Genomic DNA, 17673 nt, shown 5'->3' on the forward strand with positions numbered 1-17673 from the left:
ATTGGGCGCCCTTTCCTTCAATGATCAATCGAAGGAAAGGGCCGTAACTTCTCCGACTTGTGAAAGGTGCGGATCATGCAACATCAGCTCAGTGTGTCTAGCGCCGCCGCGGAGAATGGACGGAGCTCACTAGACCGCTCTTCCCGAATCTTTGCTAGCCACTGCGGGTCATTTGCTAATGCGCGGCCGACTGCGACCAGGTCGAACTCCTTATGCAGCAGTCTTTCGCTCAGCGCCTCTAGACTCGCGAGGTTTGAACGATGCGAGTGACTATCGCCGGTTTTGGAATTGAACAACGTATCGAGGAAGTCGGGACCATCGAGACCGACTGAACCGACGGTAATAGTCGGAAGCCCGCTGAGCTTTTTTATCCATCCCGCGAGGTTAAGATCCGATCCCGCAAACTCAGGTTCCCAGAATCGGCGGGTCGATGCGTGCAACAGGTCAACACCCGCGTCCGCCAAGGGTCCGAGCCATTCTTCCAACTCGACAGCTGTAGCCGCCAATCTGCTGTCGTAGTCTTGAACCCGCCATTGCGATAGACGAAAGGAAATGACGAACTCGGAACCGACCTCCCTTCGAATAGCTTTAATGATTTCTGCCGCCAGCCGCCCTCGATTTTTGACACTCGCGCCGTATTGATCTTCGCGGCGGTTAGTCTTTTCCCAAAAAAATTGATCGATCAGGTAACCGTGTGCGCCATGGACCTCGACGGCGTCGAAACCAATGTCTTTGGCCGTTCTCGCAGCCTTCGAAAATGCCAAGACTGTGTCTTGCAAGTCTTCATCGTTCATTGGCTTGCCTGCGCCGCTTACAGCAGAAGGACCTTCGCTGATTGCGTCGGGATGCGGACCGGCACCCGCTTCGCGCATCAGTCCAAGATGCCATAGCTGTGGTGCGATCTTTCCTCCCGCCTCATGAACCTGCCTGACCACTTCGCGCCAACCTTCGATGCTCGCCGAATCGTGCAGATTTGGGATACTGGAATGATTTGACGCCGCGGGACGGTCTATCGTCGTACCCTCTGTAATAATTAATCCAACGCCGCCTTCCGCGCGCCGGCGATAGTACGCCGCGACGTCGGCGCCCGGAATCCCACCAGGACTTTTTCGACGCGTCATTGGTGCCATAACCACCCTATTGTTGGTTGTCAGGCTTTTAAGTTTAAAGGGTTGGAATAATGGCGAAAATGGTTTCATAATATTCGGTTCGCTGACGCAAACGGCAAATTGAATTAGGAGAGGATTGGGGGCGTCCAGGAGTTTATGTCCATTCGTTTCTTGAATCAAATAAATACACATTTTGTTTTTTGAACGAGATGTCCCAACGATGGAACGGTTCCCGTCACAACTGCGATAATTTGAGTCCACTTGGCGAAACAAAAGTCGTTTAGGACGAGCATTCACTACCATCCGTTCTCGGTAGTCTTATAGAGAAATCGTGGACGGGGCGCTAGTTTTCAGCGCACGCCAGCGGTTAGGCGTGACTCCCTCCCATTGATTGAATATGCGAGAAAACGAATTCAGCTCTTCGAAGCCTAGGAACCAGGCTATCTCGCCCAGATCAAGATTGGTATTTTCCAGCAACCGATGGGCAACGCGCTGCCTGATCCCATCAAGCCGTTCTTGATAGTGGGTCCCATTTTGAGTGAGTCGCCGTTGCAGCGTTCGCGGGCTGATCGAGAGTTCAGCAGCAAGCGTTTCAACACTCGGACGTTGTCCGCGCATTCCGCGAAGAAGCGCCGCGTCCACCTGACCATCGAACGTTTGATTTTTAGAAACGGATGCGAGCTCCGCGTCTAGGCCCGGTACAAGTTCGTGAACCATGCGTTCATCGTGCGTAATAAAAGGTGTCCTCATATCAGCCGATGAGAAGATGAGCGCATCTATAGGCGCATCGAAACGTATGTCGCATTTGAAATGCCGTGCGAGTTGCGCTTGACGCTTGGTCCGGCGAGCCAGCTCGATCCGCTTAGGAGCGATTGCACCACCTGAAGCCCTCCCTGCCAACTTGACGGTGGACGCAAAAATGGCGTCGACAAGCAAATCCGGCGCGAAAGCGTCTGCAAGAAGCCAATGAAACGTAACGGCAGCTTCGCCACCTGTCACGTCGACCCGGACGTCCTCCGGACACGTGAGACGTTTGTAGCGCGAGAGCTTCTTGAACGCGTCTGCCAGGTCCTTTGAATGAAGCGCGCACGTTGACGCTAGATCAAGTTTGCCATCAAACGCATGGCTACCGATACGGATGCCGATTTCTTCGTCTCCGGCAACCTCACCAATGGCTGACCATACAGCAAAAAACAGCCGTGTATCAAGGTGCAGCGTGCCTATCGACGTTGTCGGCCGCGGCACGCCGGCCCTTTCGAGCACACGAACAACATTGACCCCAATGGCGTCCAGGCGCGTTAGAAGCGCTACGCTTATAGGCACGGTTTCGGATTGAACGCGCACATTGGGTGTCGGTGTCATTTAGGCCGCCTTCTCTTCAGTCGAGCCAATTTTTTTAAGCAACGATACGAGCGACTCGATATCCGCGTCGTCAGCGTCGGTCGAGAGACTTAGGTCGTTCCACTGCGCGTCTCCTGCGGCTTGAGCCTTATTCACCATGCTTGCGATCATGACTGCATCCGTTCCTAACAACAGTCGCAAAGGCGGCTCGTCAATACCCGCGATCTTCAAGATCGCAAGCGCGGCCTTTTTCGGGTCCCCTATCGGCTTGACCAGTTCACGGAAGGCTAGAAAGGCACCGATGGACTCCCGATACGCCTCTCCTGGTTGCACAACCGACATTGACGAGCCGGCCCAATCTGTACGGAAGCCACCAGGCTCCACGATCGTGACTTTGATCCCAAGCGGTTTGACCTCTTTCGCCAACACTTCAGAGAAACCCTCTACCGCCCACTTTGCTGACTGGTAAGCCGAAAGACCCGGTGAGCCGGCACGACCGCCGATAGATGAGATCTGCAGGATATGACCCGCCTGCTGTGCCCGCATGACGGGAATCGCAGCGCGCGTGACATTTGCCACGCCGAAGAAGTTCGTCTCAATCTGAGCGCGGAAGTCGTCTTCATCACCCTCTTCGATCGACGCGACATTGCCGTATCCGGCGTTATTGACCAACACATCGAGCCGACCGAAAGCATCCACGGCTTCCTTTACCGCTGCCCGAGCCGAAACCGAATCGGTAACATCCAACGACACAGCACGCACGCTGTCGCCGTATTTTTCGACAAGTTCCGCAAGATCTGACGGCTTTCGCGCGGTGGCAACGAGCCGATGACCTGCGGCGAGAACCGCTTCTGCCAATGCACGGCCGAGGCCACGTGAACTTCCAGTAATGAGCCAAACTGAAGACATGCGATAACTCCTTTGAGTTGAACCCTGCAGCCGAGGTGGATGCGATGAACAGATCTTAGGAGTGTTATGAAGAGACCTCTAATCTAATCGCGCCAACTTGTCATCAGATCATTCTTCGCTCGAACGGCGGACGGTCAACATCCTCTATGGCTAACATCACGAACCAGGACAACGCAATTGTCTGAACAACGCAGTGCATTTTGCTTTTAGTAACTGCGCGCGTCGCGCGCCAGCTGTGCTGATGTCTTTTCCCTTAAAATCTGACTCGGTGATGCAGGGCTAGACATCAACCTGCCACGAGTCAAGAGCTTCAGTGTCATCACCATCAGAGCACCGACAATCAGGTTTGCAGCGACAAAGAGCACTTCTGCGAGCCATTCAATCACGCCGGTAGAACCTCGCTCGACCAGTCGCATTGCAAGCGTAGGCAACGCCGCAACGCCAAAACTGAAAGACCAATAAGACGCCGTGAACGCTCGGCCGCGAATCCACGGAAGCAGACGCACAAGCAGCAGCGCTTGGTAAAGCCCGTAACCCATCAGCATGTGCGCGAATATGTCAGGAACGCCACTGGTTAAACTCATGTAAGCGACACCCCCAACCGCGGCCGGGGCGATCTGAATACCGAGGGTAGGTCGAAGAGCGTCGGGCAAAGAGTCGTAAGCCATAGCGCGGTGAAGCACGAGGGATTCGATTGCGATCCAGAAAAACAAGCCAACGCCGAAAAACAGCATTCCTACTTGGGGTAGCCCAAAAGCGGCCGCAGCAGTCGCCGTAACGAAATTCGGGGCGACGGTCGGCAGATAGATCGCTGGCGTTATGAGCGCTGCCCGACGGCTTCCTTGCCACAATTTCCCATGTAAATAAATTCCAAGTACCACCTGCGCCACCACTGCCATTGCGAAGATGACGGCGGCGATCGTCCGCCCATATGGCAGTAGTGCCATTGACGCCAGCAAACTCGAGACCGGCACCAACGCGGCGAATGAAGACTGCACCGGATTGAGGAGCTCGGAGCGAGCCTCGCGCGTATGGCGTAGCCACTTGTAACTGTAGCGTGCCAATGCAAACAACCAAAGCGCAATACCAATCGCGCTCAGTGCCACCGCAAAGTCAGCGGGTAATCGCCAGACACGGACAGCGACGTCCCAGGCGTTTGCGCTTGCCAGTACGCCTACCACTATGCCGAAGAAAGCCACCGGCATTTGGACGCGATCTTCGCTCATCTCTCAGCTCCAACAGTATTTGTTTTCATCACCTGATCCGCCGGAGTGGACCGCGAAGACATTAAAGCAGGTAAGTCGTTAAGTTTCTCCCCGCCGTGCCCAGGCGCTGAACGGCCGGTCTATATTGACCTTGAAAATAATATATTCGTTGGCCAGCCTGGGTAGACAAACAGTGCTCGGGTCGATACTTGACAAGGCTCAGCATCATGTTTCTTCTTAAAAGCGCGGCGGTCCACAGCAGCGCCGATACGAGCAATTATCCGTGCATCCCGCCCCGAGCGAGTAGTGCAATCGTCTCCATTTACAATGTCATCGTCTCAAAGCCGATCTAACGTTTAATCAGTAAGCGACGGTGCATCGGCTATGTCCGATGCACCGCTCGGCCGCGCGAGTCGAACAGTTACCTGCTCGCCCCAACAGGTTTTGTTCACAGGCATGCCAAGTCCCAAGATACCGGTACCGACTTCTCAAGCGAGGATGGCATGGCATGACATAGACACACGTGCCAAGGCGGGCGACGGCCCGTCCGGCCCGAGCATGCGAGCTACATTGGCACGAGACCACGAACCGCATTGGCTTTCGCGTCACAAACGATCTGGCCGACCTCGTTGGTTCGCATGAGAGTGCGAACGCGCCATCTTAGTAATTCGGCCCTGCTGGAAGCCATCGCGGCCACTGTCTCAGCAAGACCCCCAATCAGCATGCTAGTGCTCCAAAACTCATCGAAGTTGCCGAAGATCCGTTGCACCGAGATCACCCGGGTCTCTACGGACTCGAGGCCAGAGGCGGCCCAAACCCTTTGCAGCGCCTTTAGCCCCGAGACCTCGGCTTGAGGGGGCATCGGTAACTTCACGCTCATACGGGCGAGTTCAGAGCGAATGGGCTCAAACGGGAGCCCGCCACCGGCAATGTCCCATGCGTAAGCAGCAACTAGGCCGCCAGGCCTGACCACACGAGTCATTTCAGCAACCCCTCCAGCGGGGTTCGGGACGAAGAAAATCACAAGAGCCATTACAGCGGCATCGAAGCGGTCATCATCAAATGGCAGCGCCATCGCGTCGGCCTGCTGGAAGACTGCACTACCAACAGCCTTCCGTTTGCGGGCGAAATCTAGTTGGTCTTCAGACTGGTCAATTGCCTGAGTTTCGTGTGGCATACAGCGACTGATCAACGATTCGGTGAAGGCACCGTTACCGCATCCAACATCTATCCACCTCTTCCCATGCGGCAGGGCAAGCCAGTCTAGAAACTCATTGGCGACCAACTGACTCCAGATTCCCATGCCCCGCTCGTATGCGGCTCCGTCGTCAAAACGAATGGGCTGCTCCCCTTTTGACATCGTCATTCAAACCTCCTGATGAAAAGTTGCGTGCGTACCTTACGAAGAATCCGGAAGGTTGGCGTTTGCGTGCTCGTTCCTCTTTTTCCGAGCCTGGCGCCAAGCTGGTGAAAAAGTGTAGCAAAGCGATCGGGATCTCCCAGCGCCGGAGCGTCCTTGCGTTTCGGCAGACCAACGGGTACCAAAAAGCTCGGCCATGTAGCGATGCTAGATTGGCGCGATCGGATTGGTTATCCGTGTGAAATCCTCTTAAAGTCCTTCTAACGCTTCCGGTTCTACTTATCTTAGATGTCTTGACGTGCTTTCGACCGATTCATTTTTAAGCGTTGGTAGTCGTCGTCAATACGGACGTTGAACAAATTGTTTCAGGTCTGGCTAAGCGCAACTTTAAGCCTCAGGCGACGGTTCGTGTGGGGCGATGGCAGGAGTCCACGTATGGTTGGCAGCATTCGCCGTCCGTTGAGCGTTGCGATACTTCGATCTTGATCCGATACTGGATTTCGATCATCTAGTCGTACGTCGCGTGGCCCGCGCCGTTGGAAGCAGCTGCATTTTCTTAAATTGACAGTTTGCGTCGACTCCTGGTCGACGCCACGCCCCTACAGGATCTATTGTGAACAAATTAACTACCGCATTTGGCGCACCAGTTGCGGACAATCAAAACATACGCACCGCGGGGCCGCGCGGTCCGGCGTTATTGGAAGACGTATGGTTTCTGGAAAAGCTCGCGCATTTCGATCGCGAGGTCATTCCCGAACGTCGTATGCATGCAAAAGGATCCGGTGCGTTTGGAACCTTTACCGTGACGCATGACATCACTCAGTACACCAAAGCAAACATTTTTTCTGAAATCGGAAAGACGACCGAGATGTTCACGCGCTTCTCAACCGTTGCAGGTGAACGGGGCGCGGCCGACGCCGAACGCGACATTCGTGGGTTTTCCATGAAGTTCTACACAGAACAAGGCAACTGGGATCTTGTCGGAAACAACACGCCTGTTTTTTTCCTGCGCGATCCGCTGAAGTTCCCCGATCTGAACCACGCAATCAAGCGCGACCCCCGAACCGGTCTGCGAAGCGCCCAAAATAACTGGGATTTCTGGACACAACTTCCTGAAGCGCTCCATCAAGTTACGATAGTCATGAGTGACCGCGGACTTCCCAAAACGTTCCGACACATGCACGGGTTTGGCAGCCACACTTACAGTTTCATCAATGCAGCGAACCGACGCTTTTGGGTGAAATTTCACTTCCGCACGCAGCAAGGCATTTGGAACTTGACGGATGCGCAAGCCGAGAGCGCTGCCGGTAGTGATCGTGAAACGCACCATCGTGACCTGTACGAATCGATCGAACGCAAGGACTTCCCGAGGTGGACGTTGTCGGTCCAGATCATGCCGGAAGACGAAGCGGCTACCTATAATATTAATCCGTTCGATTTGACGAAGGTCTGGCCAAAAAGCGACTATCCGTTGATCGAAGTTGGCTTCATGGAGTTAAACCGCAATCCCGAGAACCATTTCGCTGACGTGGAACAAGCCGCCTTTGCGCCGGCCAATGTGGTTCCAGGCATCAGCTTCTCGCCCGACAAAATGCTGCAGGGGCGTCTTTTCGCATACGGGGACGCTCAACGCTATCGCTTAAGCGTCAATTACCATCAAATCCCAGTGAACGCGCCGCGCGGGGCCCGATACGTTCATAGTTACCATCGCGACGGCTTGATGCGAGTCGATGCGAATATGGGGGGCGCTACGCCGTACGAGCCGAACACTCGAGGCGAATGGCAGGAACAACCCGATTTCCGTGAACCCCCCTTGTCACTTGAGGGAGCGGCTGACCACTGGAATCACCGCGTTGATGACGACTATTACTCCCAGCCCGGCAATTTGTTCCGCAGCATGAGCGCGGAACAACAACAGGCGCTGTTTGACAACACCGCGCGCGCGATGAAAGGCGTGTCGGTACCTGTCAAGGAACTCCATATCAAGCACTGTAAAAGAGCCGACGCGCGATACGGCGAGGGCGTAGCCAGCGCGATCGAAGCGCTGGAAAGCAGGTTGCCCTGAGAAGCTCGCTGCATCTGCGAATACGCTGTATCCCGGCTTGCCGCAACTGAGACATTCGCAATCGAGGCGATTGCGAATGTCTCCCTATCAATCTTTTTTGAGAAATTCGATGACACTTACAACACCATCCACCGTCCTGATCACCGGTGCCTCAAGCGGCATTGGTGCAACCTACGCCGAGCGCTTTGCCAAACGAGGACACAATCTCGTGTTAGTCGCACGCGATCTGGACCGCCTCGAACAGGCAGCCGCGCGCCTACGCAGCGAGCATGGCGTATCGGTCGACGTGCTAAAGGCCGATCTGACTGAGCGCGAAGACCTCGCTCACGTGGAACGCCGCCTTCAAGACGACGATTCGATCGATATTCTTATCAACAACGCGGGTGCTACAGCACCGGGCGGATTTCAAGCGACCACTGTCGATCAGCAAGAGTTTCTGATCCAACTTCACATTACGGCTGTGATGCGCTTGAGCTCGGCGGTGGTAAAGCGATTCGTGGCAAACGGAGCCGGCACTATTGTAAATATCTCTTCAGTGCTCGCGCTCGCACCCGAGTATCCGCTTGGCGTGTATTCGGCGACGAAGGCTTTCGTGCTGACCTATTCCCAGTCGTTGCATGCCGAGTTGGGTTCGCGTGGCGTGTATGTGCAAGCGGTGATGCCCGCAGCCACACGGACTGAAATCTGGGAACGCGCCGGACACAATATTGCTGCGGTTCAGGGGCTCATGGAAGTTGCCGACCTCGTCGACGCTGCCCTGGTCGGGTTCGACCGTCGCGAGTTGATCACAATTCCGCCCTTGCCCGACGCTCAGCAGTGGCTTGACTTTGATGCGGCGCGACAGGCGATGTTGCCTAACTTCGGTCAGGAACACGCAGCCGAGCGTTATCAAAAATGAAGCGCCTTGCAACCCGTCAAACGTACGAACGCTGACATCTTAATGCGCGATGGGCGTGTTGTCTTATAGCGTTCTTGTTTAATCGGCACGTTTGGGAGCACGGGTGCATAGACAAATGCACTCCCCAAGACGATGCCAAAAGAAGATGTCGACGAGTCATGGGTGCGGCGTCGCGGCACACCCTCTCCGGTAAATCCAATTCGACCATCTTGCACGAGGGACTCCCGTCTCAAACGACATCGAGGGTCGATTGGATGCGCTTTTCGCAACTCTTAACAAGGGAGCGTGCGTCGCATCAATACTCACAATAGTTAGGAGTTTTCATGTCCCGTCCAGTCTGGTTGATTACTGGTTGTTCAAGTGGTTTGGGTTACGCTTTAGCCAGCGCAGCGCTCCGCCATGGCAACCGAGTTGTGCTTACTGCTCGTAACACGGTAGCGCTTGAGGGACTACTCAGCGCATATCCTGAAACCGCACTTGTCGCGTCCCTAGATGTTACAAAAGGCAATGATATAGAGCGCGTAGTTCGAGAAGCTGAGGCCCGGTTTGGTGCGATTGATGTCTTGGTGAACAACGCGGGAGTTGGCTATCTGGCGGCTGTTGAAGAAGGAAGCGAAGACGATATCAGATGGCAATTCGATACCAACTTTTTCGGGGCTGCGAACCTGATTCGAGCTGTGTTGCCGGGTATGCGCCGTCATCGTCAAGGTACCATCATCAACATCTCGTCAATGGCGGGTGTGGTCAGCTATGCCGGCATGGGCTATTACGCTGCAAGCAAGTTTGCCTTAGAAGGGCTTACGGAAGCGCTGTGGCAAGAGGTAGAACCACTTGGCATTCGCGTCATGCTTGTTGAACCTGGCGGCTTCAGAACCGGGATTGTACAGCGCAACCGGATGAGCGAGCAGATCGAGGCATATGCTGATACTGCGGGAGCCTTCCGCCAATTTGTTTCGAGCGCCGGCGAGAGCGTCTATCCGGGCGATCCGGAAAAAGCAGCGAAAGTCATCATTGACATGGTTGCGGCCGACAACAAACCGCACCGTTTGATTCTTGGTAGCGACGCCTATCCTGCCATTGTCGCTAGTCTTGACGCACAGCAATCGGAATATGCCGAGTATGAAGCGGTAAGCCGTAGCACCGACTTCAACGGATAGGATCCGGCGAGAGGTCCCGTTTTGTCAGATCAGCCCGACTTCCCTCAGGGGAAGAGTGCGGGTATGCCCAGATCTACCAGCGTGTACCCCAAAATGTTCTAGGCGTTGATCCGCGGGTTCGCACGCCAGGTCGGTGTTGACAATGAATGCCTCGAGCTAGGCAGACTGTCGGCTGTCCCGCTGCTCGAACGTCGAGATCCGCTCGTCATGCGCATTTTGGGCGGCTCGCACCGCGCCCCCGTACGCTGCAGTCCACGCAAGCAAACTGCTGACTGGCTCGTTCAGCGTACGCCCGAGTTCGGTGAACGAGTATTCAACGCCAAGGGGAGCGGTATCGATTACGTGCCGTTTAACGAGTCCATTTCGCTCCAGGCGCCGCAAACACTGGATCAGACTTTTTTGTGAAATGCCCGAGATATCGCGACGTATCGCATTGAAACGCCGGCGCCCTTGGTGATCGCAAAGTGAGCCGAACACCAGAATTGTCCACTTATCACCAAGAAGATCGAGTAAAACCCGATCCTCGCGAAGCGTTATATCGAACAATTTGGACATACGTGCGGTTTCCTCAAGGTGACTTAGTGTCGTCAAGGTGCGTATTTTACACTAGGTTACCAGCTGATACCATTCAACGTTCATCCTAAGGAATTCTCATGACTACGAAGACACAGCAACGCATTCTGTTTAAAGGAGCCACCGTGCTCACAATGGACCGGAAACTCGGCGATTTTACTCGCGGCGATGTTTTGGTAGAGGGCGACAAAATCGCCGCGGTCGGCGTTGATCTGCAGGTCGGCGAAGCACAGGTGATCGAGGCTAGCGATGCGATTGTGCTGCCGGGATTCGTGGATGCCCATCGCCACGCTTGGCAGGGCACCCTTCGCCGCTTGATGCCTAACGTGGATACCCTGGGCGACTATATCGACGCGACCCACTTTACGCTGGGCAAGTTCTATCGCCCCGAGGACATGTACATAGGTAACCTTCTGACAGCGTTGAGCTGTTTGGATAGTGGAACGACCACCGTCGTTGACGCCTCTCATAATGCGCGTAGCCCTGAACACACGGACGCCTGCATCGACGCGCTTCAGGAAGCAGGCTTGCGCGCACTCCATATGCCTGGTCGCCCGCTCGCGGGGAGCTGGGCTGAACACTGGCCACACGACCTCGAGCGTCTCAAAGCCGAACGCTTCGCGTCGGATGATCAATTGCTCACGCTCGGCATCTTTTGCCAGCCCGATCCGACAATATGGGCCTTGGCCAGCCGCGTGGGTCTGCGCACCCTTTCGGAATTCCTCGATCCGATGGCACCAATGCTTGATCAAATGGTGGGTTTGCTTAACCCAAGCAACATATTCAACCATTGCACCAGCCTTCCCGATTCAGCATGGCAGGTCTTTGCTGATGCAGGGGTAAGTATCACCGTCGACCCGCGCTCAGACGCGCAATATGCATTGGCAGGCGGGGTTTTCGCTTATCAGGCCGCCATTGACCATGGTCTTCGCCCGGGAATCGGTACCGATCTGGAAACGGCCTACGGCGGCGACATGTTTTCCGAAATGCGCGTGGCTTTTTCGTTGCAGCGTGCAATTGCGCAGAGCCGCCGCTATCAAAACGACGCCGCCGCGCCGTCACCCGTTACCGTCAGATCCATTCTCGAGGCGGCGACTATCGATGGCGCACGTTGTGCTGGATTGGACCATCGCATAGGAAGCCTGACACCAGGTAAGCAAGCTGACCTTATCCTTATTCGCACTGACAATATTAGTCTGTTCCCCTCCAACAACGCGTTCGGTACTGTCGTGCATGCAGCCGATCGCTCACATGTTGACGCCGTCATGGTCGCCGGACATTTTCGGAAGTTCGAGGGCAAACTCGTGGACGTTGATCAAGGCAAAGTGCGCCGTGCCGCTGAGGCGTCACTCTCTCACCTGTTTGAAGCCGCCGGCTACAACCCGGACGTGCTCGAAGAGAAATTTCCTCAATTAGCCGGAGAGAAGCCGCAGGCGTGGACAGGAAAATAATGTTCAGCGAGGCGGCAGTAGGGAAGCGCCGGGTAGGACTACTTAAATGCATATAATTTCGACATCTTTGCGCGGCGGGTTTGTCACCAACACGGCCACGGTGGGTGGCCGTGACCCTGACCCGTTGCACAACATGGTCGTGCTCGATGTTGCGTATCCCGGCGATAAAGCTTAAACATGCTGGCCATAGCCAGAGACAATCACGATTGCGTGTCGCTGTGGGCCTTGCGTTAGAACTCCCCCTCGAGTAATTTGGCGCACTACAAGGACCACATAATTGATGTCTATGGACGCAACGTGATGCTCCTGCCGCGCGCCCCGAGTGAGTAACCAACTGAGCGCGCGATGCGGCGGGTAGCGGGTAGATCCGTCCGACGTCGACCTTAGGTTCTCTCCTTGATCCACTCAAACAACCGCGTTGTGTGGGCATTGTGTCCGACCCGTGTACGCATGTGACCGCCGACATTCGGGCAGGAAACCAATCGCCCTTTTTGCAGCCCGCAATTTAACCTGCGGGCGCATGAAGGGTATCACCGCGGGAGCGTCGCTGACGCTGTCTGCTTGCAAATCTCCCTCAGGGAAAAGTAATGACGACCGTAGATGAAAGACTAACGTGGCGCTATGCGACCAAAAAGTTCGATGCAAAGAAAAGCGTGCCTGTCGAAAAACTCGAACGTATCATTGAAGCTGTGCGGCTGGCACCTACCTCAAGCGGGCTCCAACCGTTTGAATTGATTGTAGTCAGCAACGCCGATATCCGCGCAAAGATTCGAACCGTGGCCTGGGACCAAGCTCAAGTGACCGACTGTTCCCACCTTCTGATATTCGCTGCATGGGACGACATCACGCCTGATCGAGTCGATATGATGTTCGACCTGACGAACGAAGTCCGAGGTTTGAAAAACGAGGGTTGGGAAAATTACCGCCAGATGTTGCTTGGCATCGTCGCCAATCGAGGAGCGGAGGCTAACCATCAGGCCGCCGCACGACAGGCTTACATCGCCTTAGGAGTTGCCTTGATTACTGCGGCTTTCGAAGAGGTTGACGCTACCCCGATGGAAGGATTCGACCCAGCAGCAGTCGATGAGATCCTCAATTTGAAATCAAAGAAGTTGCGTAGCGTCGTCATGCTACCGTTAGGTTATCGGGCGGCCGAAGGTGATTGGCTCGTGAACCTGAAAAAAGTCCGGCGTAGTCGCGATAGCTTCGTCACTGAAATAAAATGAACCGGACGTTACCCCCGACTGCGCAGGTTCGAAGATATTAAGCTAGGCTCGTGTGGTCTCGGATTGCCAGTGAAGAAAAGGGAGCTAATCGCGATGCTCGCTGATAGCCTGACGACACCGGCGAGTCTACTAGTTTGGTGAAGTCTGCGTTGATGGTGTTCCGATCGAGGATGATTACCGGCCATAAGGCGAATGACCTTTGACGCTAACAGGCCACGCGGAGTCAAAACCTACCTCTGCGCCGACCCTCATACTCTTGATCGGCGACATGAAGGATTCTTTTTTCCCACTATTTCCGCGAGCAATCCCGAAACACCGAGGGTTCAGATGTTCAAAAGACGTGACGGCACTTCCGTTAGCCCCTCAATGCTCAACGTTTTGAAGCGCAACTTCCGTGGAACGGTAGTACTACGTGATAAGGCGAGCTCAGTGCACACGACCTTCGGGAGCAATTCCCAAACTGGTCGAAGTCAATACGCAACACGCCCCGGTAACTTCTTCTCACACAACCACGACATCGAACTCACCATTGAGTTCGACGCAATCAACGCGCAACGTCCTGGAAAAATTGACGGCGTCGCTACCCGAGTACCAGTCGCGAGAGCAGAGCGGCGGGATTCGCTGCATCTTCGTTGGGAAGTATCGCAATAAACACGGATTACTAAAGATGAAAAACAGACTTGGACAAATCGCGAAATTGGATAATCTAGTAGTTGCAGCTACATTGCTGAGCGCAAGCGGTCTTGCTAACGCGAACCCGGCGCCAAACAAAGAATTTTACCCGCTCATTGAGCTGACTGTTACTCGCTTGGACGTCGCCCGTGACGTCGCGCTGACGAAATGGGACACTCGAAAGTCGGTAGAAGATCTGGAGAGAGAGAAGCAAGTAATCTCGACTGCTGCTTTAGAGAGTTCAGCCGTAGGTGTGCCCGAAGGCTTTGCTCGGGACTTTTTCTCGGATCAAATCGAGGCCAACAAGCTCGTGCAATACGGCCTGATGGCACAGTGGCATCGCGACGGTAAAGCACCTACTTCACCTCGCGCTAGTTTGAAGGACCAGATCAGACCCAAGCTTGACAAGCTTCAGACCGCCTTCATCCAGCAATTAGCTTCGACCGAAGCTTTGCGCTCCAAACCGGAATGCGCCGCGCAGTTGTACGCTGCGACTAGCGGCTACGGCTCTGAGCGACGATTGTCAGCGTTATATTCTATTGCACTAGATCGGGCACTTGCCCGAGTTTGCGTCTCATGAGGGCTGGTTAGAATTAGTCGCCGAGCAAACGAGTTTCGTGGCCATCGGCGCGGTTCCTAATTTCCAGCTGCGCGGCCAGCAAGTTCATCTGGCTGGCCCTGCGTAACATTACGGTCGACTGGAGTCGCACCCTTCTTTGGTAAATCGAATCCGGCCACCTTGCGAGCGGGGCTCCGGTCCCAAACGACGTCGAAGGTCGATCATTGATGCGTCCGGTGGATTATCGGTCGTTCAAGTGGTTTGGGTTACGCTTTAGCTAGCGCAGTTCTCTACCACGGCGACCGTTTTGTGCTTACTCCCCGTAACACGGTAGCGCTTGAGGGACTAATCAGTGCATATCCTGAAACCGCACTTAACATAGGCTAGTGTGTGTTCGCACTGACGGTACAGAAAAACGGAGCTAACCGCGATACTTGTTGATAGTCCGACGACACGGGTCAACTAGTTGCGTGGAGTCTGGGTTGATGGCGTTCCGGTCAAGGAGACTATCGCATGTCCGTCCGTCCGTCGAACCATGCGTGTGGCTGGTTTGCATGACGTGACAGTAACGCCGACACAAATCTAACCGTTGCCACAGACGATGCCACTACGGCATCGCTATGGGCTTTGCCGTAGCAAACCAACTCTGTGACTTCAGCTGCATCGCAAAGCAAAAATTGACGTTCGTTATGGACGCAACAACAACTTCCCCGTCGTGCGCCGCGACTGAATATCTTCGTGAGCGCGCGGCGCGTCGTGCAAGGGGTAGGTCTGCCCTACGTTCACCTTAAGGTTTCCCGCCTTGATCCAGTCAAACAATTGCGTTGTGTGAGCAACGAGCGCGGACCGCGTACGCACGTGATCGCCGACAGTTGGGTAGGAAACCAATACGCTCCGGGGAAGCGTGCGCAGGTCAATGGGAGGAAGGGCCTTGATCGTGTGCCCGTAGTAAGCCAGCACTCCGTGATGGCGCAGGGAGGCGAGCGAAGCGTAGAAGGTATCCGCGCCGACTCCGTCGTACACTACTGCGACGCCCTCTCCTCTGGTTAAATCAAGCACCTCCTTTGAGAAATCACCATAGTCGGCCACGATGACTTGATCGGCGCCCGCGTCCTCAGCGGCTTTTACTTTGTCTGCGCTGGAGACCCGACCGATGACTTGCCCGCCCCGCAATTTAATCATCTGAGAAAGCATCATTCCAACGCCGCCAGCTGCAGAGTGTACTAATGCGGTGTCGCCAGGCTGAATCGCGTAGGTCTCAGTCACAAAATGGTGCGCGGTCAGCCCTTGCATGAGAAGTCCCGCAGCGGTCTCATCCGAGACGCCCTCGGGGACATGGACTAGTGAATGCGCGGGTGCGATCAATTGTTCGGCATAGCTTCCCCAAACAAAAAACCACGCTACACGGTCTCCTACTTTAAAGTCGACAACATCGGCTCCGACTTCAGCCACCCGCCCCACTCCTTCCACGCCAGGAGTAAAGGGTAGTGGGACCAATTTAAAAAGACCCTCACGAGTTCCGATGTCCATGTAATTGACGCCGGCGGCCACTACATCTATTCGCACTTCACCACTACCAGGGGCCGAGCTTTTCCGTTCGGAGAATTGCAGTACTTCGGCGGCACCATATCGCTCCATTACTATCGCTTTCAACGTTAATCCTTTACAGTTATTCTGGACAGAATGATCCAGAATAGGAGAAAAAAACACCCAATCCGAGCTTCGGAGGGTGAGTGACGAAAAGAATACGTGAGACGCTTACTTCGTAAATTTATCGCGATGAACGGAAAACTAAGGTACTCGGACGCTTTTCTCAAATCCCGCCATAGCGAAATCGACTAATTGTCGAAGTTGCGACGTGGAAGCACCCGCACGCCCGTTGACCTTCATCCCAACCAGTGTCGCCCCGATGAATGCTGCCGCGCCCTGTTCATCAATGTCTGTGCTCAACTCTCCATTGGTCTTGGCTTCGGCAAATATATTGACAAGTGCTGCGCCAAGCACCATGGCACTTGCACCGTTGATATGTGAAACCTCTTTATCCTGGGTTCCGAGCTCACATATAGCATTGACACCCATGCATCCACGACTATGATGAGCAGGTGATTTGTCAGCGTAGTGGTACAACGCGGACCTGAGGCCCGCTAAAGGCGACGACGCACCACCGCCTCGCAAGTGATGACAAAACTCGGCGATACTATCGGCGTTATAACGCTGCAATGCTTCCAAAAACAAAGCACGCTTATCGCCAAATGTGTCATACATACTTTGTCGCCCAATCTTCATATGCCGCAGAAGGTCGTCGGTCGAGGCTCCTGAATAGCCTTTAGCGCAAAACACGGCAATCGCAAGACGAAGAACTGCTTCACGGTCGAATTCTTTTTTGCGTGGCATCTGGTGATCATACGTATTTTGGATTAATTGGTCAAGATACGACGATCAATTTTCTAAAGCCCGCTTGCGTGGTCGATCTAGAGAATTAAGGGTACGTGCATGATTGAAACTAACGTATAAAACCGAGCTCAAGTTGAAAAATCAGCAGCGACCAATCGCTGGCGATGATCATTGCGGCAAGGCGGCCGTCCCCCACACATCCTTCGCCGGTCTGCTAAGGGTCAATTTACCAGGGGACTCTTCGCAACGTTTACAGGCTTAGTCGATCCGGGCAAACGTCAAAACAATTGCCGCTCAGATTTACTATTCCGCAAGGCAGCTAATCAGCGTCTGACGTTCTGGATAGTCGGGCTCCGGGGCCCGCCAGTGATCCAACATCTGCTCTGCTTCTGCAGTGCATTCTCCGTCAAGCGCGTGATACGGCCTCCTTCAAGAGAGGAACGGCAAGGGGCAGCGAGCCTAGCAGGATGACGGCTCCTACGTGGTTGAGCGGCGATTGTCAGCGTTACATTTCATCGCCCTGGATCGCGCACTTGCCCAGGTTTCCGATTCATGAAGGTTCGTAGCAATTAATCCGTGCAACGGTTCGGTACAGGGCACGCAATCGACAAATTTCGTGGGATCTTAAATTCTAGCATTGGTCGCACGTAGCGTTTAATCGCTCGATGCACTAATTGGAAGTCGTTGGGATGCCTTAAGTTGTTGAATCATGGCCGGCGCTATACGATGTATGTTTCGATCTCCACCTCCCTAT

15 protein-coding genes are annotated in these 17673 nt (G+C 54.5%); 7 read left to right on the top strand and 8 right to left on the bottom strand.

The features are described from left to right. Positions 1–83: 83 nt before the first annotated feature. The 5 genes from AXG89_RS29385 to AXG89_RS29405 all read right to left on the bottom strand — a co-directional run bounded on the left by AXG89_RS29385 (position 84) and on the right by AXG89_RS29405 (position 5930). Entirely contained in the window at positions 84–1199 is a 1116-nt protein-coding gene (locus AXG89_RS29385) for an NADH:flavin oxidoreductase (RefSeq protein ID WP_062173289.1), read from the bottom strand. Positions 1200–1427: 228 nt separating this feature from the next. Continuing rightward, complete coding sequence (locus AXG89_RS29390) at positions 1428–2471, bottom strand: AraC family transcriptional regulator (protein ID WP_062173287.1); 1044 nt, start codon at positions 2469–2471, stop codon at positions 1428–1430. After that, positions 2472–3359 carry an oxidoreductase gene (locus tag AXG89_RS29395; protein ID WP_062173285.1) on the bottom strand — a complete coding sequence of 296 codons (888 nt, stop codon included), beginning with the start codon at positions 3357–3359 and terminating at the stop codon, positions 2472–2474. It abuts the gene before it with no gap. 206 nt (positions 3360–3565) lie between these two features. Then, positions 3566–4585 (bottom strand): dicarboxylate transporter/tellurite-resistance protein TehA, encoded by a 1020-nt coding sequence (gene tehA, locus AXG89_RS29400; protein WP_062174181.1) that lies wholly within the window; start codon positions 4583–4585, stop codon positions 3566–3568. A 544-nt stretch (positions 4586–5129) separates the two neighbouring features. Beyond that, positions 5130–5930, bottom strand: coding sequence for a class I SAM-dependent methyltransferase (locus tag AXG89_RS29405; RefSeq protein ID WP_236873542.1), 801 nt, complete (start codon positions 5928–5930; stop codon positions 5130–5132). Between the two features lie 607 nt (positions 5931–6537). Between AXG89_RS29405 and AXG89_RS29410 the strand changes: the two genes are divergently transcribed. The 3 genes from AXG89_RS29410 to AXG89_RS29420 all read left to right on the top strand — a co-directional run bounded on the left by AXG89_RS29410 (position 6538) and on the right by AXG89_RS29420 (position 10044). Continuing rightward, complete coding sequence (locus AXG89_RS29410) at positions 6538–7989, top strand: catalase (RefSeq protein WP_062173283.1); 1452 nt, start codon at positions 6538–6540, stop codon at positions 7987–7989. A gap of 109 nt (positions 7990–8098) precedes the next feature. Beyond that, positions 8099–8887, top strand: a complete 789-nt coding sequence (locus AXG89_RS29415; protein ID WP_205583093.1) for an SDR family NAD(P)-dependent oxidoreductase — start codon at positions 8099–8101, stop codon at positions 8885–8887. A gap of 323 nt (positions 8888–9210) precedes the next feature. Next, positions 9211–10044, top strand: coding sequence for an oxidoreductase (locus AXG89_RS29420; RefSeq protein WP_062173279.1), 834 nt, complete (start codon positions 9211–9213; stop codon positions 10042–10044). A gap of 156 nt (positions 10045–10200) precedes the next feature. Here AXG89_RS29420 and AXG89_RS29425 read toward each other — a convergent pair whose 3' ends face one another. After that, positions 10201–10599: a winged helix-turn-helix transcriptional regulator gene (locus AXG89_RS29425; RefSeq protein ID WP_062173277.1), complete on the bottom strand. Its 399-nt coding sequence runs from the start codon at positions 10597–10599 to the stop codon at positions 10201–10203. Between the two features lie 98 nt (positions 10600–10697). Between AXG89_RS29425 and AXG89_RS29430 the strand changes: the two genes are divergently transcribed. The 4 genes from AXG89_RS29430 to AXG89_RS29440 all read left to right on the top strand — a co-directional run bounded on the left by AXG89_RS29430 (position 10698) and on the right by AXG89_RS29440 (position 14546). Further along, on the top strand, positions 10698–12068 hold the full coding sequence (locus tag AXG89_RS29430; RefSeq protein WP_062173275.1) for an amidohydrolase family protein: 1371 nt from the start codon (positions 10698–10700) through the stop codon (positions 12066–12068). 46 nt (positions 12069–12114) lie between these two features. Beyond that, a complete protein-coding gene (locus tag AXG89_RS44210; RefSeq protein WP_257792713.1) occupies positions 12115–12243 on the top strand; it encodes a hypothetical protein in 129 nt (42 codons plus the stop codon). A gap of 412 nt (positions 12244–12655) precedes the next feature. Next, entirely contained in the window at positions 12656–13294 is a 639-nt protein-coding gene (locus AXG89_RS29435; protein WP_062173273.1) for an NAD(P)H-dependent oxidoreductase, read from the top strand. Between the two features lie 529 nt (positions 13295–13823). Beyond that, positions 13824–14546 (top strand): chorismate mutase, encoded by a 723-nt coding sequence (locus AXG89_RS29440; protein ID WP_062173271.1) that lies wholly within the window; start codon positions 13824–13826, stop codon positions 14544–14546. A gap of 666 nt (positions 14547–15212) precedes the next feature. Here AXG89_RS29440 and AXG89_RS29445 read toward each other — a convergent pair. Both AXG89_RS29445 and AXG89_RS29450 read right to left on the bottom strand, forming a co-directional pair. Further along, positions 15213–16235 carry a quinone oxidoreductase family protein gene (locus AXG89_RS29445; RefSeq protein ID WP_335671984.1) on the bottom strand — a complete coding sequence of 341 codons (1023 nt, stop codon included), beginning with the start codon at positions 16233–16235 and terminating at the stop codon, positions 15213–15215. A gap of 81 nt (positions 16236–16316) precedes the next feature. Further along, on the bottom strand, positions 16317–16919 hold the full coding sequence (locus AXG89_RS29450; RefSeq protein ID WP_062173268.1) for a TetR/AcrR family transcriptional regulator: 603 nt from the start codon (positions 16917–16919) through the stop codon (positions 16317–16319). Positions 16920–17673: the final 754 nt, after the last annotated feature.

Origin of the sequence: Burkholderia sp. PAMC 26561, assembly GCF_001557535.2 — a bacterium.
In the GTDB taxonomy this organism is placed as follows: domain Bacteria; phylum Pseudomonadota; class Gammaproteobacteria; order Burkholderiales; family Burkholderiaceae; genus Caballeronia.

What these genes read in the sequence shown, in the direction of transcription:
- AXG89_RS29405 (WP_236873542.1), bottom strand. Translation starts at nt 5,930, where the DNA reads ATGACGATGTCAAAAGGGGAGCAGCCCATTCGTTTTGACGACGGAGCC.
- AXG89_RS29415 (WP_205583093.1), top strand. Translation starts at nt 8,099, where the DNA reads ATGACACTTACAACACCATCCACCGTCCTGATCACCGGTGCCTCAAGC.
- AXG89_RS44210 (WP_257792713.1), top strand. Translation starts at nt 12,115, where the DNA reads ATGCATATAATTTCGACATCTTTGCGCGGCGGGTTTGTCACCAACACG.
- AXG89_RS29435 (WP_062173273.1), top strand. Translation starts at nt 12,656, where the DNA reads ATGACGACCGTAGATGAAAGACTAACGTGGCGCTATGCGACCAAAAAG.
- AXG89_RS29395 (WP_062173285.1), bottom strand. Translation starts at nt 3,359, where the DNA reads ATGTCTTCAGTTTGGCTCATTACTGGAAGTTCACGTGGCCTCGGCCGT.
- AXG89_RS29430 (WP_062173275.1), top strand. Translation starts at nt 10,698, where the DNA reads ATGACTACGAAGACACAGCAACGCATTCTGTTTAAAGGAGCCACCGTG.
- AXG89_RS29390 (WP_062173287.1), bottom strand. Translation starts at nt 2,471, where the DNA reads ATGACACCGACACCCAATGTGCGCGTTCAATCCGAAACCGTGCCTATA.
- AXG89_RS29450 (WP_062173268.1), bottom strand. Translation starts at nt 16,919, where the DNA reads ATGCCACGCAAAAAAGAATTCGACCGTGAAGCAGTTCTTCGTCTTGCG.
- AXG89_RS29420 (WP_062173279.1), top strand. Translation starts at nt 9,211, where the DNA reads ATGTCCCGTCCAGTCTGGTTGATTACTGGTTGTTCAAGTGGTTTGGGT.
- AXG89_RS29385 (WP_062173289.1), bottom strand. Translation starts at nt 1,199, where the DNA reads ATGAAACCATTTTCGCCATTATTCCAACCCTTTAAACTTAAAAGCCTG.
- AXG89_RS29425 (WP_062173277.1), bottom strand. Translation starts at nt 10,599, where the DNA reads ATGTCCAAATTGTTCGATATAACGCTTCGCGAGGATCGGGTTTTACTC.
- tehA (WP_062174181.1), bottom strand. Translation starts at nt 4,585, where the DNA reads ATGAGCGAAGATCGCGTCCAAATGCCGGTGGCTTTCTTCGGCATAGTG.